This is a genomic window from Arthrobacter gandavensis, assembly GCF_015355785.1.
Lineage (GTDB): Bacteria > Actinomycetota > Actinomycetes > Actinomycetales > Micrococcaceae > Arthrobacter_B > Arthrobacter_B gandavensis_A.
In genome coordinates, this window is record NZ_JADKYW010000006.1 from 416,643 (window position 1) to 434,899 (window position 18,257).

16 protein-coding genes and 1 tRNA gene are annotated in these 18,257 nt (G+C 65.9%); 9 read left to right on the forward strand and 8 right to left on the reverse strand.

Annotation, left to right across the window (positions count from 1 at the left end):
* Positions 1–28: 28 nt before the first annotated feature.
* Positions 29–1,273 carry a glucose-1-phosphate adenylyltransferase gene (glgC, locus tag ITX31_RS13700; protein ID WP_194783960.1) on the reverse strand — a complete coding sequence of 415 codons (1,245 nt, stop codon included), beginning with the start codon at positions 1,271–1,273 and terminating at the stop codon, positions 29–31.
* Between the two features lie 115 nt (positions 1,274–1,388).
* Between glgC and glgA the strand changes: the two genes are divergently transcribed.
* Positions 1,389–2,585, forward strand: coding sequence for a glycogen synthase (glgA, locus tag ITX31_RS13705; protein ID WP_194783961.1), 1,197 nt, complete (start codon positions 1,389–1,391; stop codon positions 2,583–2,585).
* Positions 2,586–2,667: 82 nt separating this feature from the next.
* Here the strand turns inward: glgA and ITX31_RS13710 are convergent, their stop codons facing one another.
* On the reverse strand, positions 2,668–4,764 hold the full coding sequence (locus ITX31_RS13710; RefSeq protein WP_194783962.1) for an acyl-CoA dehydrogenase: 2,097 nt from the start codon (positions 4,762–4,764) through the stop codon (positions 2,668–2,670).
* The gene (locus ITX31_RS13715; protein WP_194783963.1) at positions 4,761–5,519 is read right to left on the reverse strand and encodes a TetR/AcrR family transcriptional regulator; all 759 of its coding nucleotides are present in this window, start codon (positions 5,517–5,519) and stop codon (positions 4,761–4,763) included. The genes ITX31_RS13710 and ITX31_RS13715 overlap by 4 nt, the downstream gene beginning before the upstream one ends.
* A 79-nt stretch (positions 5,520–5,598) precedes the next feature.
* Between ITX31_RS13715 and ITX31_RS13720 the strand changes: the two genes are divergently transcribed.
* From ITX31_RS13720 to ITX31_RS13735, 4 genes are all read left to right on the forward strand, one after another.
* Entirely contained in the window at positions 5,599–6,930 is a 1,332-nt protein-coding gene (locus tag ITX31_RS13720) for an acetyl-CoA C-acetyltransferase (protein ID WP_194783964.1), read from the forward strand.
* A gap of 2 nt (positions 6,931–6,932) precedes the next feature.
* Entirely contained in the window at positions 6,933–8,273 is a 1,341-nt protein-coding gene (locus ITX31_RS13725; RefSeq protein ID WP_194783965.1) for a 3-oxoacyl-ACP reductase, read from the forward strand.
* Between the two features lie 251 nt (positions 8,274–8,524).
* On the forward strand, positions 8,525–9,211 hold the full coding sequence (locus tag ITX31_RS13730) for a MaoC family dehydratase (RefSeq protein WP_416354823.1): 687 nt from the start codon (positions 8,525–8,527) through the stop codon (positions 9,209–9,211).
* Between the two features lie 10 nt (positions 9,212–9,221).
* Positions 9,222–10,472, forward strand: a complete 1,251-nt coding sequence (locus ITX31_RS13735; RefSeq protein ID WP_194783967.1) for a kynureninase — start codon at positions 9,222–9,224, stop codon at positions 10,470–10,472.
* Here the strand turns inward: ITX31_RS13735 and ITX31_RS13740 are convergent.
* From ITX31_RS13740 to ITX31_RS13755, 4 genes are all read right to left on the reverse strand, one after another.
* Positions 10,456–10,866 carry a universal stress protein gene (locus ITX31_RS13740; protein WP_194783968.1) on the reverse strand — a complete coding sequence of 137 codons (411 nt, stop codon included), beginning with the start codon at positions 10,864–10,866 and terminating at the stop codon, positions 10,456–10,458. The genes ITX31_RS13735 and ITX31_RS13740 overlap by 17 nt on opposite strands.
* Positions 10,859–12,337 (reverse strand): APC family permease, encoded by a 1,479-nt coding sequence (locus ITX31_RS13745; protein ID WP_416354824.1) that lies wholly within the window; start codon positions 12,335–12,337, stop codon positions 10,859–10,861. Before ITX31_RS13745 ends, ITX31_RS13740 begins: the two co-directional genes overlap by 8 nt.
* 109 nt (positions 12,338–12,446) lie before the next feature.
* The gene (locus tag ITX31_RS13750) at positions 12,447–13,745 is read right to left on the reverse strand and encodes a hemolysin family protein (protein ID WP_194783969.1); all 1,299 of its coding nucleotides are present in this window, start codon (positions 13,743–13,745) and stop codon (positions 12,447–12,449) included.
* A gap of 145 nt (positions 13,746–13,890) precedes the next feature.
* A tRNA-Leu gene (locus tag ITX31_RS13755) sits at positions 13,891–13,974 on the reverse strand.
* Positions 13,975–14,172: 198 nt separating this feature from the next.
* On the opposite strand from ITX31_RS13755, the gene ITX31_RS13760 reads away from it, so the two are divergent.
* Both ITX31_RS13760 and ITX31_RS13765 read left to right on the forward strand, forming a co-directional pair.
* On the forward strand, positions 14,173–15,474 hold the full coding sequence (locus tag ITX31_RS13760) for a M20/M25/M40 family metallo-hydrolase (protein ID WP_194783970.1): 1,302 nt from the start codon (positions 14,173–14,175) through the stop codon (positions 15,472–15,474).
* Between the two features lie 50 nt (positions 15,475–15,524).
* Positions 15,525–16,673: an acyl-CoA dehydrogenase family protein gene (locus ITX31_RS13765; protein ID WP_194783971.1), complete on the forward strand. Its 1,149-nt coding sequence runs from the start codon at positions 15,525–15,527 to the stop codon at positions 16,671–16,673.
* Between the two features lie 21 nt (positions 16,674–16,694).
* On the opposite strand, the gene ITX31_RS13770 is transcribed toward ITX31_RS13765, so the two are convergent.
* Positions 16,695–16,928 carry a DUF5703 family protein gene (locus ITX31_RS13770; protein WP_091605923.1) on the reverse strand — a complete coding sequence of 78 codons (234 nt, stop codon included), beginning with the start codon at positions 16,926–16,928 and terminating at the stop codon, positions 16,695–16,697.
* A gap of 41 nt (positions 16,929–16,969) precedes the next feature.
* On the opposite strand from ITX31_RS13770, the gene ITX31_RS13775 reads away from it, so the two are divergent.
* Positions 16,970–17,314: a hypothetical protein gene (locus ITX31_RS13775; RefSeq protein ID WP_228529350.1), complete on the forward strand. Its 345-nt coding sequence runs from the start codon at positions 16,970–16,972 to the stop codon at positions 17,312–17,314.
* Between the two features lie 61 nt (positions 17,315–17,375).
* A complete protein-coding gene (locus ITX31_RS13780) occupies positions 17,376–18,200 on the forward strand; it encodes an undecaprenyl-diphosphate phosphatase (RefSeq protein ID WP_194783972.1) in 825 nt (274 codons plus the stop codon).
* The last annotated feature ends 57 nt before the right edge of the window (positions 18,201–18,257 follow it).

Genomic DNA, 18,257 nt, shown 5'->3' on the forward strand with positions numbered 1-18,257 from the left:
GGCGGTCCGGGCCACACCAGGCGCACCGTCACTCCAGCCGTACCGTCTGCCCCTTGCTGAGTACCGTCAGCCCGGACGCCGTGACCGTGTAGCCGCGCGCTAGGTCCAGCTCGCGGTCCACCCCGATGGTTGCCCCAGGCGGAATCTCGACGAACTTGTCCACGATTGCCCGCTTGACCACGGCACCCTGGCCGATCCGCACCCCGTCCATGATCACGCTGTCGCTGACCGTGGCACCGGAGTCGACGTAGACGTCGTGGCCGAGCACCGAACCGCTCACCGTGCCGCCGGAGATCACGGCCCCATTGGCGACGATTGAATCAACCGCCGTGCCGGGGGCTGCTGTCGAATCCCGCACGAACTTCGCCGGCGGCGAAGTGCTCTGCCGGGTGTAGATCGGCCACTCCAGGTTGTAGAGGTTGAAGGACGGCACCGGGGAGATCAGGTCCATGTGCGCGTCGTAGTAGGCATCCAGGGTGCCTACGTCGCGCCAGTAGCGCTGGTCGCGTTCGGTGGCACCGGGAATAATGTTCTCGGTGAAGTCGTAGACGTTGGCCTCGCCGCGTTCAACGAACCACGGGATGATGTCCCCGCCCATGTCGTGCTTGGTGATCAGGCGTTCGGCGTCGACCCGCAGTGCCTCCACCAGGGCATCGGTGGTGAAGACGTAGTTGCCCATGGAGGCGAGGAAGCTGCCGGGATCATCGGGCAGGCCGGGCGTGCTGGACGGCTTTTCAACGAAGGCGGCGATCCGGCCCGGGTCTCCGGGATCCGTTTCGATAACGCCGAACTGGTCAGCCATGGCCAGCGGCTGCCGGACTGCGGCAACGCTGCACGGGGCTCCGGAGGCTATGTGGGCCTCCACCATCTGCGAGAAATCCATCCGGTAGACGTGGTCCGCACCAATAACGACGACGATGTCCGGCCTCGCGTCGTCGATCAGGTTCATCGACTGGTACAGCGCGTTGGCGCTGCCCAGGAACCAGCTCTTGCCTACCCGCTGCTGCGCCGGCACGGAAGCAACGTAGTTCTGCAGCTGGGTGGACAGGCGCCAGGTTTCTGAGATGTGACGGTCCAGGCTGTGGGACTTGTACTGGGTCAGCACCACGATCTGCAGGTAGCCGGAGTTGACCAGGTTGGAGAGGGCAAAGTCGATCAGCCGGTATTTGCCGGCGAACGGCACCGCAGGTTTGGCCCGGTCGGCGGTCAGCGGCATCAGCCGCTTACCTTCGCCGCCGGCGAGGACGACGGACAGGACTTTCTTCGGTGCCATGGGTCTGCTCCTGACTGTTCCCGGGGACCGGGAAGAACGGTTAAGCGGTGCTGACTGGGAAGCCTGCTGACAAACAGACTAGATCACTGCGCCTGATGTGCACTACGTTGAACAAGTGCGAGTAGATATCGTTTCCAAGGAATTTCCCCCGGACATCTACGGGGGTGCCGGAGTGCATGTGGCGGAACTGAGTCGAGTCCTGGCTTCCCGGGCTGACCTGCGGGTTCACTGTTTCGGCGCGCCGCGGGAGGCCGGCTATCACGGGGCCAGGGTGCAGGCGTATCCGGTTCCAGCGGAGCTGGCGGGCGCCAACCCCGCGGTCCAGACGCTCGGGACGGACCTGGACATGCTGCAGGGGCTGGAGGGGACAGACCTGATCCACTCGCACACCTGGTACGCGAACATGGCGGGGCATCTCGGCTCCCTGCTCTACGGCGTTCCCCACGTCCTCAGCGCGCACAGCCTCGAGCCCCTGCGGCCGTGGAAGTCCGAACAGCTCGGCGGGGGATACGCCCTGTCCTCCTGGGTCGAAAAAACGGCGTACGAAGCAGCCTCCGCCATCATTGCGGTGTCCGAGGGGATGCGGAAAGACATCCTGCGTGCCTATCCGGAGGTCGCCCCCGGCAAGGTGCGGGTAGTCCACAACGGGATTGACACCGAGGCGTGGCAGCCAAACGAGGATCCGGACGGCCTGCGGGCGCTTGGCATCGACCCGGACGCTCCGTCAGTGGTTTTCGTTGGACGCAATACCCGCCAGAAGGGCGTCCCGTACCTGCTCCGGGCCGCGTCGCTGCTGCCGCCGGGAGTCCAGCTTGTCCTGTGCCTCGGCGCGGCAGACACCCCGGAACTCGCCGCCGAGACCGCCGCCCTGATCAGTGAGCTGAGAAGCTCACGCACCGGCGTCGTCGTCATTGAGCGCATGCTGCCGCGCGCGGAGCTGGTCAACGTGCTCAGCTCAGCCACCGTCTTTGCCTGCCCCTCCATTTACGAACCCCTTGGCATCGTCAACCTGGAGGCGATGGCGTGCGGCACAGCAGTGGTGGCCAGCGCTACGGGCGGCATTCCTGAGGTGGTTGACGACGGCGTCACCGGTATCCTGGTGCCCATCGAACAGGTGCAGGACGGTACCGGCACCCCGCTGGATCCGGAAAAGTTCGTCCGCGACTTCGCCGCCGCCCTGACCGCAGTCGTCTCCGACCCGGACCGGGCACGGGGGATGGGGGAGGCGGGCAGGCACCGCGCCGCGGACCATTTCTCCTGGGATGCCATTGCCGAAGAGACGCTGCAGGTTTACCGCTCGGTCCTTACCTAGCGAACCTGTTTGACCACGGGGAAGGCCCGGCACCTGAATCGACCGGTGCCGGGCCTTTCCGTTCAAGACGGGCGCGGGAGCGTTACCGCTTGACCCTGGCCGCCTGCTTGCTGCGCTGGATCAGGATCTTTTCGTCCACCGGAGCGGCCCCCGACGCACGGAGCAGCCGCTGGTATTCAATCGACTCGTCCTGGCGCTGCCTTTCGGCACCGCTGGCGATGGCAGCGCGAAGGTGCTCCGGACCGTAGCCGAAGGCATCCACCAGGTCCATGGCATGCGGACGGATCTTGGCGAGCAGGCGGTTGATGTACTCCCCAAGCGTGCGGGCACGCTGCGAGGAGAGACGGCCGTGCATCAGATACCATGCCAGGTTCTTCTCGATCAGTCCCAGCCCAAACAGGTCGCGCAGCCAGGTAACAACCTGGCGGGTTCCTTCGTCCTCGATGCGCTCCAGTCCGCGGGTGAACGCCTCCCACTGCAGCAGCTCTGCGTGGGCGCGGGCGGCCTCGATGAGGTCGTGCTGGTTCCGGTTGAACACTGCAGCGGCTTCGGCCTTGGGCAGCTTGCGTGCCTTCTGCAGCTCGCCGGCAACCTCGGCAACCATGGTGGCCACCCGGTCGGCCAGCAGGTCGTGCTGGGCGCGCGGATCCCGCAGGGCAATGGCGGACTTCTTCTCGGATCCGGTGTCCGCTACCGTCTGGACAATCTGGCGCAGGCCTGATCGGTGGACGGTGCGTTCGGTCGCCTGTCCCACCACGTAGCGGGCAAGGACACCGAAGTCCGCACCCTGGAACTCCTTGGCGTAGTCGGCCAGGAGCCGCTTGGCCACCAGCTGGAGCAGCACGGTGTTGTCACCTTCGAAGGTGACGTAGATGTCCAGGTCGGACCGCAGCGCGGTCAGCCGGTTCTCGGCGAGGAAACCAGCGCCGCCGGTGGCTTCGCGGCATTCCTGCAGCGTATCCAGGGCATGCCAGGTGGAGAGTGACTTGAGGGCGGCAGCGAGGGTTTCAAGGTCCTGCCGGTTCTCGTCCGTGTCATCGGCGCCGGAGAAGACGTCGTCGAACTTCGCCAGCAGCTCGTCGTGGGCAAAGGACGCGGCATACGTGGTGGCCAGCAGGGGGAGCAGGCGGCGCTGGTGCTGCTGGTAGTCCATCAGCACCTCTTCCACCGTGTCCGAGGCGCCGTTGAACTGGCGGCGTTCGGTGGCGTACTTGATGGCAATGTTCAGGCCGAGCTTCGAAGCCGCCACTGCTGCGCCGTCGAGGGAGACCCGGCCCTGGACCAGCGTGCCGATCATGGTGAAGAAGCGGCGGCCCGGGCTTTCGATGGACGAGCTGTAGGTGCCGTCTTCGGCGACGTCACCGTACCGGTTCAGGAGGTTGGTCCGCGGAATGCGGACATTGGAGAAGTGCAGCCGGCCGTTGTCGATGCCGTTCAGCCCGCCTTTGACGCCGTCGTCCTCGCCGCCGACGCCGGGCAGGAAGCCGCCCTCATCCCGCAGCGGAACATAAAAGGCGTGCACACCGTGGTCCACGCCCCTGGTGATGAGGTGCGCAAAGACCACCGCGGCCTTGCCGTTCACGGCGGCGTTGCCGATGTAGTCCTTCCAGGCAGCGCGGAAGGGAGTGTTGATGATGAACTCCTGCGCAGCTTCGTCGTATTCGGCGGTGGTGGCAATGCTGGAGACGTCCGAACCGTGCCCGGTCTCGGTCATGGCGAAGCAGCCCGGGATTTCCAGGCTCATAATGCCCGGCAGCCACTTCTCATGGTGCTCGCGGTTGCCCAGGTGCAGTACTGCGGAGCCGAAGAGGCCCCACTGGACGCCGGCCTTGATCTGCAGGGAAGGATCGGCCACCACGAGCTCCTCGAACCCGGCAATGTTCCCGCCGTGGTTGTCCTGCCCGCCGACGTACTTGGGGAAGGCACGGTGCACCGCATCGGCGTCCACCAGCACCTTGAGCTGGTCCATCACCCGGAGGCGGTGTTCGGTGTGGGAGAGCCCGGCGGGAGTGTGGAGTTCCTCCGTGCCGGCCAGCTTGCGCGCCTGCAGGCGGATGTCGTGCCACTTGCCCAGCAGGGTGCGGCCCAGCGCCTCGACGTTGACCGTTGCCGAGTCGTCGTCACGGATGACGGTGCTGGCGGGAAGCTGGCGCTGCGGAGTGGAGACTGATTGCGTCATTGCGTGTCCTTACTGGTCGGCGATCGGCGTTGCGGGGATCCTCCGCGCCTGCCGGGCGTTGTGGTGGGTGAAGAGGTTTCGCGGGTACGGCGGGCGGGCGTGTCCCAGCCAATTCCGTCAAAGAGCCAGGCGGTGATCTGGTCAGTCATCTCGGCTTCGGAGGGCCGGGACTGGGCCGGTGCGGCAAGCCAGCCCTCCCCGGCTGCCCGGACCATGCCCAGCGCGGCACTCGGCCAGAAGGCGGCGGCGGCCTGGGTCACGGAACCGGTCTCGCGGCCCGCCAGGTATGCCTGCACCGCCTGCTCCATCATGTGGCTGATGTTGGCGAAGAAATCGGAGAGCGCGACGGCGACGCCGGCCTCGCCGGTTCCCGGGGTCTCTCCGGCGGAGCCGGTGACGAACGCGTACACGCTGGGGGAGGTCTGTGCCATTTGCAGGTACGCGGACACCATGGCCCGGAGTCCGGAACGCGGGGAGTCGGCGCTGCGCCCGGCAGCCAGGATCTTGTCCTGCATCTGATTGATGACTACTTCGCCCATGGCCTGCTGCAGTCCGGACTTGTCCCCGAAGTACCGGTAATACACGGACTTGGAGGTGCCGGAGGCCGCCGCGATTTCCTCCATCGAAGCCTGCGCACCCAGGGTGTGCACTGCCCGGCGCGCTGCCTTGATGAGGGCGCCCCGGCGTTCGATGCGGTGCGCTTCCCAGCGGACCGACCGCCCGTCGGGGGATGGTGTGTCTTGCTTCACTGCCATGTTCACGATACCCAGCGTATCAGGTACGGTGGGTTACAGTAATTCCTGTCACATATTGATCCCCCAAGGAGACGCTCGAATGGCTGCACAACCCACGTCCGCCCCGGCACCTTCCCCCGGTGCCGGGCCCGCCGTCCGCAACGCCGTCGTTATTGGCGGAAACCGCATTCCCTTCGCGCGCTCCGGCGGCGCTTACTCCCACAGCTCCAACCAGGACATGCTGACCGCCGCGCTGGACGGACTCGTTGCACGGTTCGGGCTGCAGGACGAGAGGATCGGCGCCGTAGCCGCCGGAGCCGTCCTGAAGCACTCCCGCGACTTCAACCTCACCCGTGAAGCGGTCCTCGGATCGGCACTGTCCCCGGAAACGCCCGCCTACGACGTCCAGCAGGCCTGCGCCACCGGACTCGAAACCGTTGTCTCCCTCGCCAACAAGATCAAGCTGGGCCAGCTCGAGTCCGGAATCGCCGGCGGCGTCGACTCCGCTTCCGATGCCCCGATTGCCGTAAGCGAAGGCCTGCGGCGGGCCCTGCTGGACCTTTCCCGGGCGCGGTCAACCAAGCAGAAGCTGGCAGCTATCGCCAAGATCCGCCCCCGGGACCTGGCACCGAACGCACCGACCACGGGCGAACCGCGCACCGGCCTGTCAATGGGGGAGCACCAGGCGCTTACCACCGCACAGTGGAAAATCACCCGCGAAAGCCAGGACGAGCTGGCCTTCAACAGCCACCGCAACCTCGCAGCGGCGTACGACCGGGGCTTCTTCGATGACCTGATCACCCCCTACCGTGGCCTGTCCCGGGACTCGAACCTCCGTGCGGACACCTCCCTTGAGAAGCTGGCGAAGCTCAAGCCGGTCTTCGGCCGGTCCCTGGGCGATGAAGCCACCATGACGGCCGGCAACTCCACGCCGCTCACCGACGGAGCGTCCGTGGTGCTGCTCGGCTCAGAGGAGTACGCCCGCGCCAACGACCTGCCCATGCTCGCGAACATCGTCGACGCGGAAGCCGGCGCCGTCGACTTCGTCCACGGGCGCGACGGACTGCTGATGGCACCCGCGTTCGCCGTGCCGCGCCTGCTGGCACGCAATGGCCTGACCTTCGCCGACTTTGATTTCTTCGAGATCCACGAAGCCTTTGCCGGCACGGTCCTGAGCACCCTCGCAGCCTGGGAGGATGATGAGTTCTGCCGTACCCGCCTTGGACTGGAGGGGCCGCTGGGCAGCATCGACCGGAGCAAGCTCAACGTCAACGGCTCCTCCCTCGCTGCCGGGCACCCGTTCGCTGCCACGGGCGGGCGCATTGTTGCTTCCCTTGCCAAGATGCTCGCCGAAAAGGGTTCAGGCCGCGGCCTGATTTCAGTCTGCGCCGCCGGCGGCCAGGGCCTCGTTGCAATCCTGGAGGCACGCTGACCATGACGGATACCTATCTGCACCTCGTCAATTCAGGCATCACCAGGGAAATCGCGAAGAAGCTCGGCCTGCCCCGGCCCGCCGTGCTGCGCCGCTTCGATCCGTCCGAGCCACTGGTTCCGGGTCCGGTCCTTGTCCTGGGCAAGGGCGAAAGCGCGGACACTCTGGCCTCTGTGCTGCTCTCCTGGCAGCAGGACGTGCGGCGCCACGCGACACCCAAGGAGAAGCTCGGTGCCATTCTGCTGGTGCTGGACGAAGCCGCCAGTCCCGAAGACCTGGGCGCAGCCAGCCTCGACGCAGGGGCCAGCCTGCGGGACCTTGCTCCGGGCGGACGGGTGGTCACGGTATCCCGGCCGGCTTCCGAAGCCCAGGATCCTGCTGCGGCAGCTGCCCGGCAGGGCGTGGACGGCATGCTGCGTTCACTGGCCCACGAGCTGCGCGGCGGCGCGACAGCCAATGGAATCGTGCTGGCAAACGGGACCGGAGGCGCCGCACCGTCAGTTGCTGCTGCCCTGCACTTCCTGCTCTCCGGGCGCAGTGCCTACGTCAGCGGCCAGTTCATCACCGTCGGGTCCGACGCCGGGAAGCTCCCGGAGAACTGGAACGCTTCACTGGCGGGAAAGACCGCCGTCGTCACGGGTGCCGCACGCGGCATCGGCGCCTCGATAGCCCGTGTGCTGCACCGCGAGGGCGCCAACGTGATTGTGGTGGACGTACCGGCCGCCGGTGAGCAGCTTGCCGCCGTCGCGAATGAAATCCACGGCACCGCCGTGCAGGTGGACATCACCCGCGACGACGCAGCGGACAGGATCCTTGCCCACGCCGCCGAACGCTACGGATCGCTGGATATTGTCATCCACAATGCCGGGATCACACGGGACAAGCTCCTGGCCAACATGGACGCATCGCGATGGGACTCCGTCATCGCGGTGAACATCGCCTCGCAGCTGCGGATGAACAGCCGCTTCCTGGAATCGGAAACCTTCAGCCCAGACGGGCGGATCGTCTCGCTGGCCTCCACCAGCGGCATTGCGGGAAACCGAGGTCAGACCAACTACGCCGCGTCCAAGGCGGGCATCATCGGCATGGTCCGAGCGACGGCGCCGCTGCTGGCTCCACGCGGCGGATCCATCAACGCCGTCGCTCCCGGATTCATCGAAACCGACATGACGGCCCGCATGCCCGCGCTGACCCGCCAGGTGGCACGGCGGCTTTCAAGCCTGCAGCAGGGCGGCAATCCGGTGGATGTTGCCGAGGCCATCGCTTTCCTGGCCGCCGACGCCGCGGCGGGCGTCAACGGCCAGGTACTGAGGGTGTGCGGACAGAATATGGTGGGGGCATGAGCGTCCAGGAACTCGAAGCCATACCGGCGCTTGGGCGGCTGTATCTCGCCGCTGCATCCAACGCCGCGCGCAGCCGCCTCTCTTCCTCCGCCGCGCCGAAGCACCTTCCGTCGGCCCGGCACGTCGTCCAGCGTGCGCGGGTCGATCTGCAGAACCTCACCGATTTCCAGCGGCTGGTCCTGCACAGCGCCCAGGACACCCTGCCTTCGGGCTACGTGCACACGTTCGCGTTTCCCGTAGCCATGAGCGTCATGGCACGGGAGGACTTTCCCCTGCCGCTGCTGGGACTGGTGCACCTGCGCAACGAGGTGAAGCACCTGCGCCCGATCCACTACACGGAACCACTGTCCGTAACGGCGTGGGCGGAAAACCTTGCCGGCCACCGCGCCGGCACGCAGGTTGAGCTTGTCGCCGAGGTCCGTTCAGGGGAAGAGCTGGTGTGGACGGGACGTTCGGTCTACCTGGCCAAGGGAGTCTTTCTTCCGCGGTTCGACCGGCCCGCCTCGACGGGACCCCGGCCGGAGTTCGTGCCGCCGAATCCCACCGCGCAGTGGCGGCTGGGCCCCGATGCGGGACGCAACTATGCCCGGGTTTCCGGAGACTTCAACCCGATCCACCTCAGCGCGCTCTCAGCCAAGGCCCTGGGCCTGAAGCGTTCGATCGCTCACGGCATGTACATGGCCTCACGGGTGGTCGGCGAGACTGGGCCCGCCATCCAGGAACCGTTCGAGTGGAGCATAGAGTTTGAATCACCGGTTTTCCTCCCCGCAACGGTCAGCGTCCGAATCTCCGAATCCGGGAGTCCGGGGGAGCGCGGCGCCACCACCTTCACCGGATGGAACCAGCGCAGCCGGCGCCGCCACTTCTCCGGCTGGGCACGGCCGCTCGTCACCGGGACACGCACCGCCCAGGACAACCGGGATGGGTACGGCTGCTAAAGTTCCCGCCATGAAAACAACTTTGCGCCTGGCCGAACGCGCCCGGGAACTGGACGCAGCCGATCCGCTCGGCGGCATGCGGCAGCGGTTCCTGGGCCACGATGACGCGGAGGTGCCGGCCTACCTGGACGGCAATTCGCTGGGCCGGCCGCTGGCCGCCACCCTCGAGCGGCTGAACGACTTTGTGCGCAGCCAGTGGGGCGGCCGGCTCATCCGGGGCTGGGACGAGGGATGGCTCGCGCTGCCGCGGCAGATTGGCGATCAGCTGGGCGAGCACGTGCTCGGCGCAGCACCCGGCCAGTGCGTAGTTGCCGATTCAACCACCGTCCTGCTTTACAAGCTTGCCCGTGCAGCGGTGGCCGCGGTTTCCGGCGGCGGGACGCGCAACGAGATTGTCCTGGACCGGGACAATTTCCCCACTGACCGGTTCGTCATGGAGGGCATTGCGGAGGAGTGCGGCCTGACACTGCGCTGGGTCGAAGCTGATTACGACGGCGGTGTCCGCCCGGAAGCGGTGGCCGCCGCGGTGGGCCCGCAGACGGCGCTTGTGGTGCTCAGCCACGTTGCCTACCGCTCCGGATACACCGCTGACGTCCCGTTGATCACCGAGGTCGTTCACCGCGCCGGCGGGCGGGTACTGTGGGACCTCTGCCATTCCGCCGGTTCCGTGCCTGCAGAACTTGATGCCTGGCAGGTGGACTACGCTGCCGGCTGCAGCTACAAATACCTGAACGGCGGCCCTGGCGCTCCCGCCTGGGCCTATGTTGCCTCCCGGCACCAGGAGGATTTCGAGCAGCCCATCCGTGGCTGGCTCGGGGCAGGGGACCCCTTCGGCATGGGCCGGGACTACGTTCCCGCCGCCGGCATCCAGCGCATGGTCTCGGGAACTCCGCCCATCCTGGGGATGCTGGCGATGCAGGACATGGTTGCGCTGATCGCCGAGGCCGGAATGGATGCGGTTCGGCAGAAGTCCGTGCAGCTGACCTCCTTCACCGTTGAAGCCTTCGACGATCTCCTTGCCCCGCTCGGCGCCGTACTCGCGTCGCCCCGGGATCCGTCACGGCGCGGCAGCCACATCACTTTTGACCATCCGGCGTCCCGGGAAGTCACTGCCGGCCTGTGGGAGCGAGGCGTGATTCCTGACTACCGCAATCCGGACGGCATCCGGCTGGGCCTGTCCCCGCTGTCCACGTCCTTCGCGGAAACCCACACCGGGATTGAGGCCATAGCCGCCGGGCTGGGTGCTACTGCCCGGCCTTGACGCAGAGCACCGGGCAGTGCGCCTCCAGCAGCACACGCTGCGCCGTGCTGCCAAGGATGAGCTTTCCCACCGGCGTGCGGTGGCGCAGGCCCACGACGATCAGGCGGCCTTCATTGCCGGCTGCCGCGGAGAGAATCTCATCGGCGGGATCGTAGTCGCCCTCCGGATGGATGACCGTGAAGTCCGACCCCGCCGCCCGGAGTTCTGCGGCGATGCCCTCCAGCTCACCCGACGCGTCTTCACCGTGGCTGTGCCCGTGGCCCAGCCCGCGGCCGGTTGTGCGGACATTGACGATCACCAGCCTGTTATTGGCCAGGGCGGCCTCGCGGCGGGCATGGCTCAGCGCGGCGGCGCCTTCCGGCGCGGGGACGTAGCCGACTATCACGCTAGCCATGGAGTTCCTCCGGATCCGTGAAGCGGGTGCGTTTGGCCTTTACTCCGCGGTTCCAGAGCCAGGTGAAGAACCAAAGCACCACGCCAATGGCCAGCAGAATGCCCGCGATTGAATACTCAACGGGGTCCTGGGCCCACGGGCCCACCAGGAACGCGCAGCTCAGCGCCCCGATCCAGGGCATGATGCCGGGGGAGCGGAACGTCTTCCGCGTTGCGCCGCCGGTTTGCCTGCCTTCACGTTCAACAGGAGCCGGCGGAGACTTTCGCAGCACCAGGCAGGCAACATTTACTACGGTGAAGACGCACAGCAGCAGCAGGGCGGTGGTGCTGCCCAAGGCTGAAACGGTATCAGGGCCCATGGCGTTGGTGACCAGGACAATGACGCCTACCGCAATGAGGGTGGTGAACACTATGGATGCCCACGGCGTCCGGCGGCCGGGCAGCACCAGGGCCAGGGGACGCGGCAGGACCTCCTGCCTGGACATGCCGTAGAGCAGCCGGCTGGCCATGAGCATGTTGATCAGCGCGGTGTTCGCGACCGCGAAGATGGACAGGAATGGATAGACGACGTCGATGGGGAAGTCCGGGGCGCCTGCCTGCACCACCTCGAGCAGCGGCGTCTGGCTCTCGGAAAGCTTGCCCACCGGCACAACCGCCACCGCTGCGACGGAGACCAGCAGGTAGATGAACACCGTGATGCCCAGGCCCGTGAGCATCACCTTTGGGAAAATGCGTGCGGGATCCCGCGTTTCCTCCGCCATGTTCACACTGTCTTCGAATCCCACCATCGAAAAGAACGCCAGGGACGTGGCCGCCGTCAGGGCCAGGAAAACTGACTTTCCGCCTTCCGTTTCGAAGACCATGGTGCGGGAAAAATCGACGTTTCCCTGTCCCATGGCCCAGAAGCCGATCCCAATGACGATCAGCAGGCCGGTCAGCTCCACGACCGTTAGGAAGACGTTGAATTTGATGCTCTCGCCCACCCCGCGCAGGTTGATCACCGCCAGCAGGACCATGAACCCAACCGCGATAGCCGTGACGCCGGACTGGCCCCAGCCGAGACCGAATCCGACCAGGAAATTCTCGGCCAGGAACTTGGCAGCAGTGGAGGCGGAGGTAATTCCGGAGCACAGGACTGCGAAGGTCACGAGGAAGGTCACGAAGTGGATCCCGAAAGCCTTGTGCGTGTAGAGCGCAGCACCCGCTGCCTGCGGATATTTGGTGACCAGTTCAAGGTAGGACAGGGCGGTAATCGTAGCCACCGTGAAGGCGATGAGGATGGGTGCCCAGGCCGCACCGCCGATCTCCCCGGCGATCCGCCCCGTCAGTGCGTAGACGCCGGTGCCCAGGATATCGCCAACGATGAACAGCAGCAGGAGCCTGGTGCCCATCACCCGTTTAAGCTCCGGCCCGCTCCCGGCCTCCGGCACGCCGCTGGCAGTGCCTGTTTCTCCTGGTCCGGGTGTGCTCATGCCCGGTATTCTGCGCGCGCAGTCCGCGGCCCTGCAATGCACCGAATGTGTTTACGTGCCCGGCAGCCTGAATCGCCGCGTATTCCGCCGGGTACGGACCTGCCGGGCCCTATCCCGCACCAACGTCCGGAATGACCCGGACCGAACGTATGCGGTGGTGTTCAACGTCAAGGACCCGGAGCCTGCCCCCGGGCGCCGCCACGGTGTCCGACGGCACTGCCATGCGGCCAAGCCGGTCCAGGATGTAGCCCGCAACGGTCTCGTACTGGCCTTCCGGCAGCTGGATCCCGGTGAGCCGGTCGAACTCCTGCAGGATCAGCCCGCCGTCCACAACCACTTCACCCTCCATCGCCAGGTGCTGGTCCTCCGGGTCTTTTCCCGTGTCGTATTCGTCGTAGATCTCGCCGACGAGTTCCTCTACGAGATCCTCCAGCGTGACTATTCCGTCGGTGCCGCCGTATTCGTCCGCGACGACGGCGATGTGGCTGTTCTCCCGGCGCATCCGGGTGAGCGTGGGCAGCACCGTGGCGGTGCCGGGGAGGAAAAGGATCGGACGCAGGATCCCGCTGAGCCGGGTCTGCCCAGCGGTTTCTGAATCCTGGCCGAGCAGGTCCCGGACATGGACGAAGCCCAGGACATCGTCCGGGGAGCCTGCTATCACCGGATAGCGCGAGTAAGGCAGTACATGAACGGCTTCCCGTGCCTCGGCCACGGACAGGCTGGCCTGCAGGAACTTAACCTGGGGCCGGGGCCGCATGACTTCCTGCAGCAGCCGCTGGCCGGCACCAAAGACGTCAGCCAGGATGTTCCGGCTCTCATCGGCAAGGACCGGGCTGGCTTTTACCATCTCCAGGAGCTCCTGCTGGGAGATCGGCACGTTCTTCAGGTTGGGGTCACCGCCCAGGGCACGCACCACGCCGTTCGTCGAAACGGAGAGCAGCTTGATAACGGGCCGCATTACCGCTGCGAACACCGAAAGCGGAGGCGCGAGGGCCCGGACAAACCCTTCGGCGTTCTGCATGGCCAGCCGTTTGGGCACCAGTTCCGAGAACACCAGGGACAGGTAGGCCACAACCAGGGTCATGGCAATGAATGCTGACGTCCCGGCTGCCGCCGCGTTCAGCCCCCAGCCTTCCAGTACGGGGGAGAGGGCGGGTGCAAGGGCGGATGCTCCGTACGCGGCTGAGAAGAAACCGGAGAGGGTCACGCCGATCTGGATCGCGGAGAGGAACAGGTTCGGGTTGCGGGCCAGGGCGGCGATCCTTGCACCCCTGCGCCCGGAGGCCTCCAGGCGCAGTATCTGTCCTTCCCTCAGGGATACGAGCGCCATCTCAGCGCCGGCGAACAACCCGCCCAGAAGCACAAAGAACAGCACCAGGAACACGTTCAGGAAGCCGCTGCCGTCCATACAGCGAGGTTACCAAGCCGGCGGGCATGGCACAGGGCCTGTTCCTCCGTCAGGGGTGACCAGGCGCGCATACGGACCCGTCGGCAAAACAAAACACCCCGGTCCATAGGACCGGGGTGTTCCCTGATGTGAGGATCATCAACTGTGCGCGGAGGGGGACTTGAACCCCCACCCTCAATAAGAGGACTAGCACCTCAAGCTAGCGCGTCTGCCATTCCGCCACCCGCGCTTAGGTGTCTGCCGAAGAGCGTTTTTTATTCCGTTTCTTCGTTTGCAACGGGAAAAACTCTAACACGGTTTCCCGGAGAACAACGAATCGGGGTTTCGGGCCCGGGCGTTACGGGACATGGCCCGGAACAAAGTCCTGCCGATGCCGCCGAGGGTGGCTAGGCTGATCCCTAGAAACCGCCCAGCAAGGAGAGTGCCCATGAGCATCCGCGCCGAAGACGAAGTCGCCCGCATCTGCCGGGACCTGATCCGCATCGATACCTCGAACTACGGTGACGGGACCGGGCCGGGAGAGCGCAGGGCGGCGGAGTATGTCGCCGGCCTCATCGAAGAGGCCGGCCTCCAGGCCGACGTGTTCGAATCCGCACCGGGGCGTGCGTCCGTGGTGACCCGTATGTCCGGCACCGACCCTTCGCTGCCGGCACTGGTTGTCCACGGCCACCTTGACGTCGTACCGGCCCAAAAGCAGGACTGGAGCGTTGACCCGTTCAGCGGCGAGGAACGGGACGGACTCATCTGGGGCCGCGGAGCCGTTGACATGAAGGACATGGACGCCATGATCCTGGCGGTCATGAGGGAGATGGCCCGCACCGGAACCCGTCCCCGCCGGGACATCATCTTTGCCTTCTTCGCCGATGAAGAGGCCGGCGGCAGCTATGGGGCCGGGTGGGCGGTGGAAAACCGTCCTGAACTGTTCGAGGGTGCCAGCGAAGCCATCTCCGAGGTGGGAGGGTTCTCGGCGACAATCGGCGGACGCCGCACCTACCTCCTGCAGACCGCGGAGAAGGGCATCTCCTGGCTTCGCCTCAAGGCGCACGGCAGGGCGGGGCACGGTTCCCAGATCAACACCGACAACGCGGTCACCCGGCTGGCCGGCGCCGTGTCGCGCATCGGCTCCTACGAGTGGCCCATTGAATTGACGGACACTACCCGCGCGTTCCTGGACGGGGTAACGGAACTGACCGGCGTCGAGTTCGATCCGGAGAACCCGGAGAAGCTCCTGGCCGAACTGGGAACTGTGGCCCGGTTCGTCGGCGCGACGCTCCAGAACACCGCCAATCCAACCCTCCTGGAAGCCGGGTACAAGCACAACGTCATTCCCGGCACCGCGGAAGCATTCATCGATGCCCGCACCCTGCCCGGCCAGGAGGAACAGCTGCTGGAAATCGTGAGATCACTGGCAGGAGAAGGCATCGACGTCAGCTACGAACACAAGGACGTTTCACTTGAAGTTCCCTTCACCGGGAGCCTCGTGGACTCAATGGTGGCTGCGCTGCAGGCCGAGGATCCCGGCGCTCCGGTACTCCCGTACACACTTTCCGGCGGCACTGACAACAAGTCACTGTCCCGCTTGGGGATCACCGGGTACGGCTTCGCACCGCTGCGCCTGCCCGAGGACCTGGACTTTACGGGCATGTTCCACGGGGTGGACGAGCGGGTCCCGGTTGAGTCCCTCAAATTCGGAACCCGCGTCCTGGGCCGGCTGCTGCGGGGCTCGTAGGTTCACGGCCAGACCCCGCCACCGGCAACAGATAGAGAAAGGAAGCTGTCTTGACGTCCCCCGAAGAAATCCTGCCGCCTGCGTTGCTGGAAACGCTGCGCGGCCGCGCAGCGCGCTATGACCAGGACAACTCGTTTTTTGCCGAGGACCTCGAAGACCTGCGAAGCGCGGGCTACCTGGCCCTGTTCACCCCGGCGGAGCAGGGCGGGTCCGGGCTGGACATTCCCGCAGTCGTGAACTGCCAGCGCCGGCTGGCGTCAGCCGCCCCGGCCACCGCCCTGGCCGTGAACATGCACCTGGTGTGGTGCGGCGTCGCGCATCTGCTGTCCCGTGGCGGGGATAGCTCGCTCTCCTTCGTGCTCGAAGAAGCTGCCCGGGGAGAACTGTTCGCGTTCGGCATTTCCGAACCCGGAAACTCAGCGGTCCTGTTCGATTCGAAGACCGATGCCGTTCCGCAGGACGGCGGCGGATATGCGTTCACCGGACTGAAGATCTTCACCAGCCTGTCCCCGGCATGGACCCGGCTGGGCGTCTTCGGCAAGGACAGCTCCAACCCGGAGGAGCCGCAGCTCGTCTTCGGCTTCGCGGACCGCAGCACGGCGGGCATCACTGCGCTTGACGACTGGAACACCATGGGCATGCGTGCCTCGCAGTCCCGGACCACCACGCTTGAGGAAGCCGTGGTTCCGGCCGCGAGGATAGTCCGGCACACCCCTGTTGGGCCGCATGCGGATGCCTTTGTGTTCGGCATTTTCAGCCTCTTCGAAACGCTGCTCTCCGCGGTCTACGCCGGGCTGGCCGAGCGCGCACTGGAACTGGCGGCTGAAACAGCGCGGAAACGGCGTGTGCAGTCAGGGCCCGCGTCCCAGGATCCGCACACCCGCTGGCGTGTGGCCGACGCCGCTATCCGGCTGGACGGGGTCCTCCTGCAGCTCAACGCGGTGGCACGGGACCTGGAGTCGGGTTCAGACCACGGAGCTTTCTGGTTTCCGCGGCTTTCCGGCCTCAAGCTGCGCACCACCGATGCCGCCCGCGGAATCGTGGAGACTGCCATGCAGGTGGCCGGGGGAGCGGGATACTTCAGGGGCAGTGAGATCGAGCGGCTCTACCGGGATGTGCTTGCGGGAATGTTCCATCCCTCCAGCGAAGACTCGGCCCATGACTCGATGGCCAACGCGGTACTGGGCCCGCTGCCCTGACCATAGCTCAGCCGCACGCGGCTAGGCGGTGCGCGTTACCCTCATGATTTTGCGCCGCAGCCAGTACCGGTGGGTGCCTCCGCGGTAGATGCGGGTCCGCTGCAGTTCCCACTTGCCATACTCGGCGTGGTCGGTAATCAGCCTGCGCGCATCGGGGAGGGACTCATGGGGGCCTACGGAGAGGACGAGATACTCATAGTCCTTGGCGGGAGCGGTCTTGAACGAGACGTCAGGTCTCAGAATTTGTTCGCGCATTTCCATCCCATTTTGCCTCCTTTGGGGCTAACGTCTAGTCCATGACCATAGATCCGCGCGTTGCACTCCAGTCCCTGGTCGCTGCCTTCGAGGAGCACCTCGCTGCTGCCGCCGCACGCCGCGGAGAGAAAGATCCGGCCGTAGAGGACGCATACCTGGCCATTGCGGATGCGTTCGAGGTCTACGAGGAGGTGCTGTACGACGCCTACGGCGAAGTAACCCCGCTGGAGATCTACGACGACGAAGAGGACGGCGACGAGGACCTGCTGGACGAAGACGAGGAGCTCCTGCGCAGACCGGACTTTGGCGTGGAGAGCGATTCGTACGGCGAAGACAGCACAGCGGGCCGCCAGTCACCCTATCCGCAGGCCGGAAGCGACCGCTAGCAGGCAGTACCGGCGGCCACGCGTGGCCTGGGAGAAGACGTGCGTGCCCTAGAGTCGTAGGGTGAATTGGTTCGAAGCGATTTTTCTGGGCTTTCTTCAAGGCCTGACAGAGTTCCTGCCCATTTCTTCCAGCGCCCACCTGCGCATTGCCGGAGAACTCCTTCCGGGAGCCCAGGATCCAGGCGCCGCCTTTACGGCCATTACCCAGCTCGGCACCGAAACTGCCGTCGCCGTGTACTTTTGGAAGGACATCGTCCGGATCGTGAAGGCCTGGTTCGGGTCTCTGTCCGGACGTGTGCCACGCTCTGATCCGGACGCCCGGATGGGCTGGCTGATCATTGTGGGCACCCTGCCCATCGTGATCCTGGGCCTCCTGTTCCAGGACCAGATCGAATCCACCTTCCGCAGCCTGTGGATCGTGGCGACCATGCTCATCGTCTTCGGCGTGATCCTCGCGGTCGCCGACGCCGTCGGGAAGCAGCAGCGCACACTGGACCAGCTCACCTACAAGCACGGCATCCTCTATGGCTTCGCCCAGGCACTGGCCCTGATCCCCGGTGTCTCCCGCTCCGGCGGAACCATCACTGCAGGCCTGCTCATGGGGTACACCCGCGAGGCAGCGGCACGCTATGCCTTCCTCCTGGCCATCCCTGCCGTTTTCGGCAGCGGCCTCTACCAGCTGGCCAAGTCCTGGGGCGAGACCGGCCCCTACGGCGGCGCCGAGACCGCACTTGCCACCGTGGTGGCGTTCGTCGTCGGGTTCGTCATCATCGGCTGGTTCCTGCGGTACGTCTCCACGCGCAGCTACCGGTTGTTCGTCTGGTACCGCATTGGCCTTGGCGTCGCGATTTACATCGCCCTGGCCTTCGGCGTCCTGCAGCCCTGACACCACCGGCGCAGTCCGCCGCGAAATGAACCAAGCCTGCCGAGTAAGTAGAGTGAA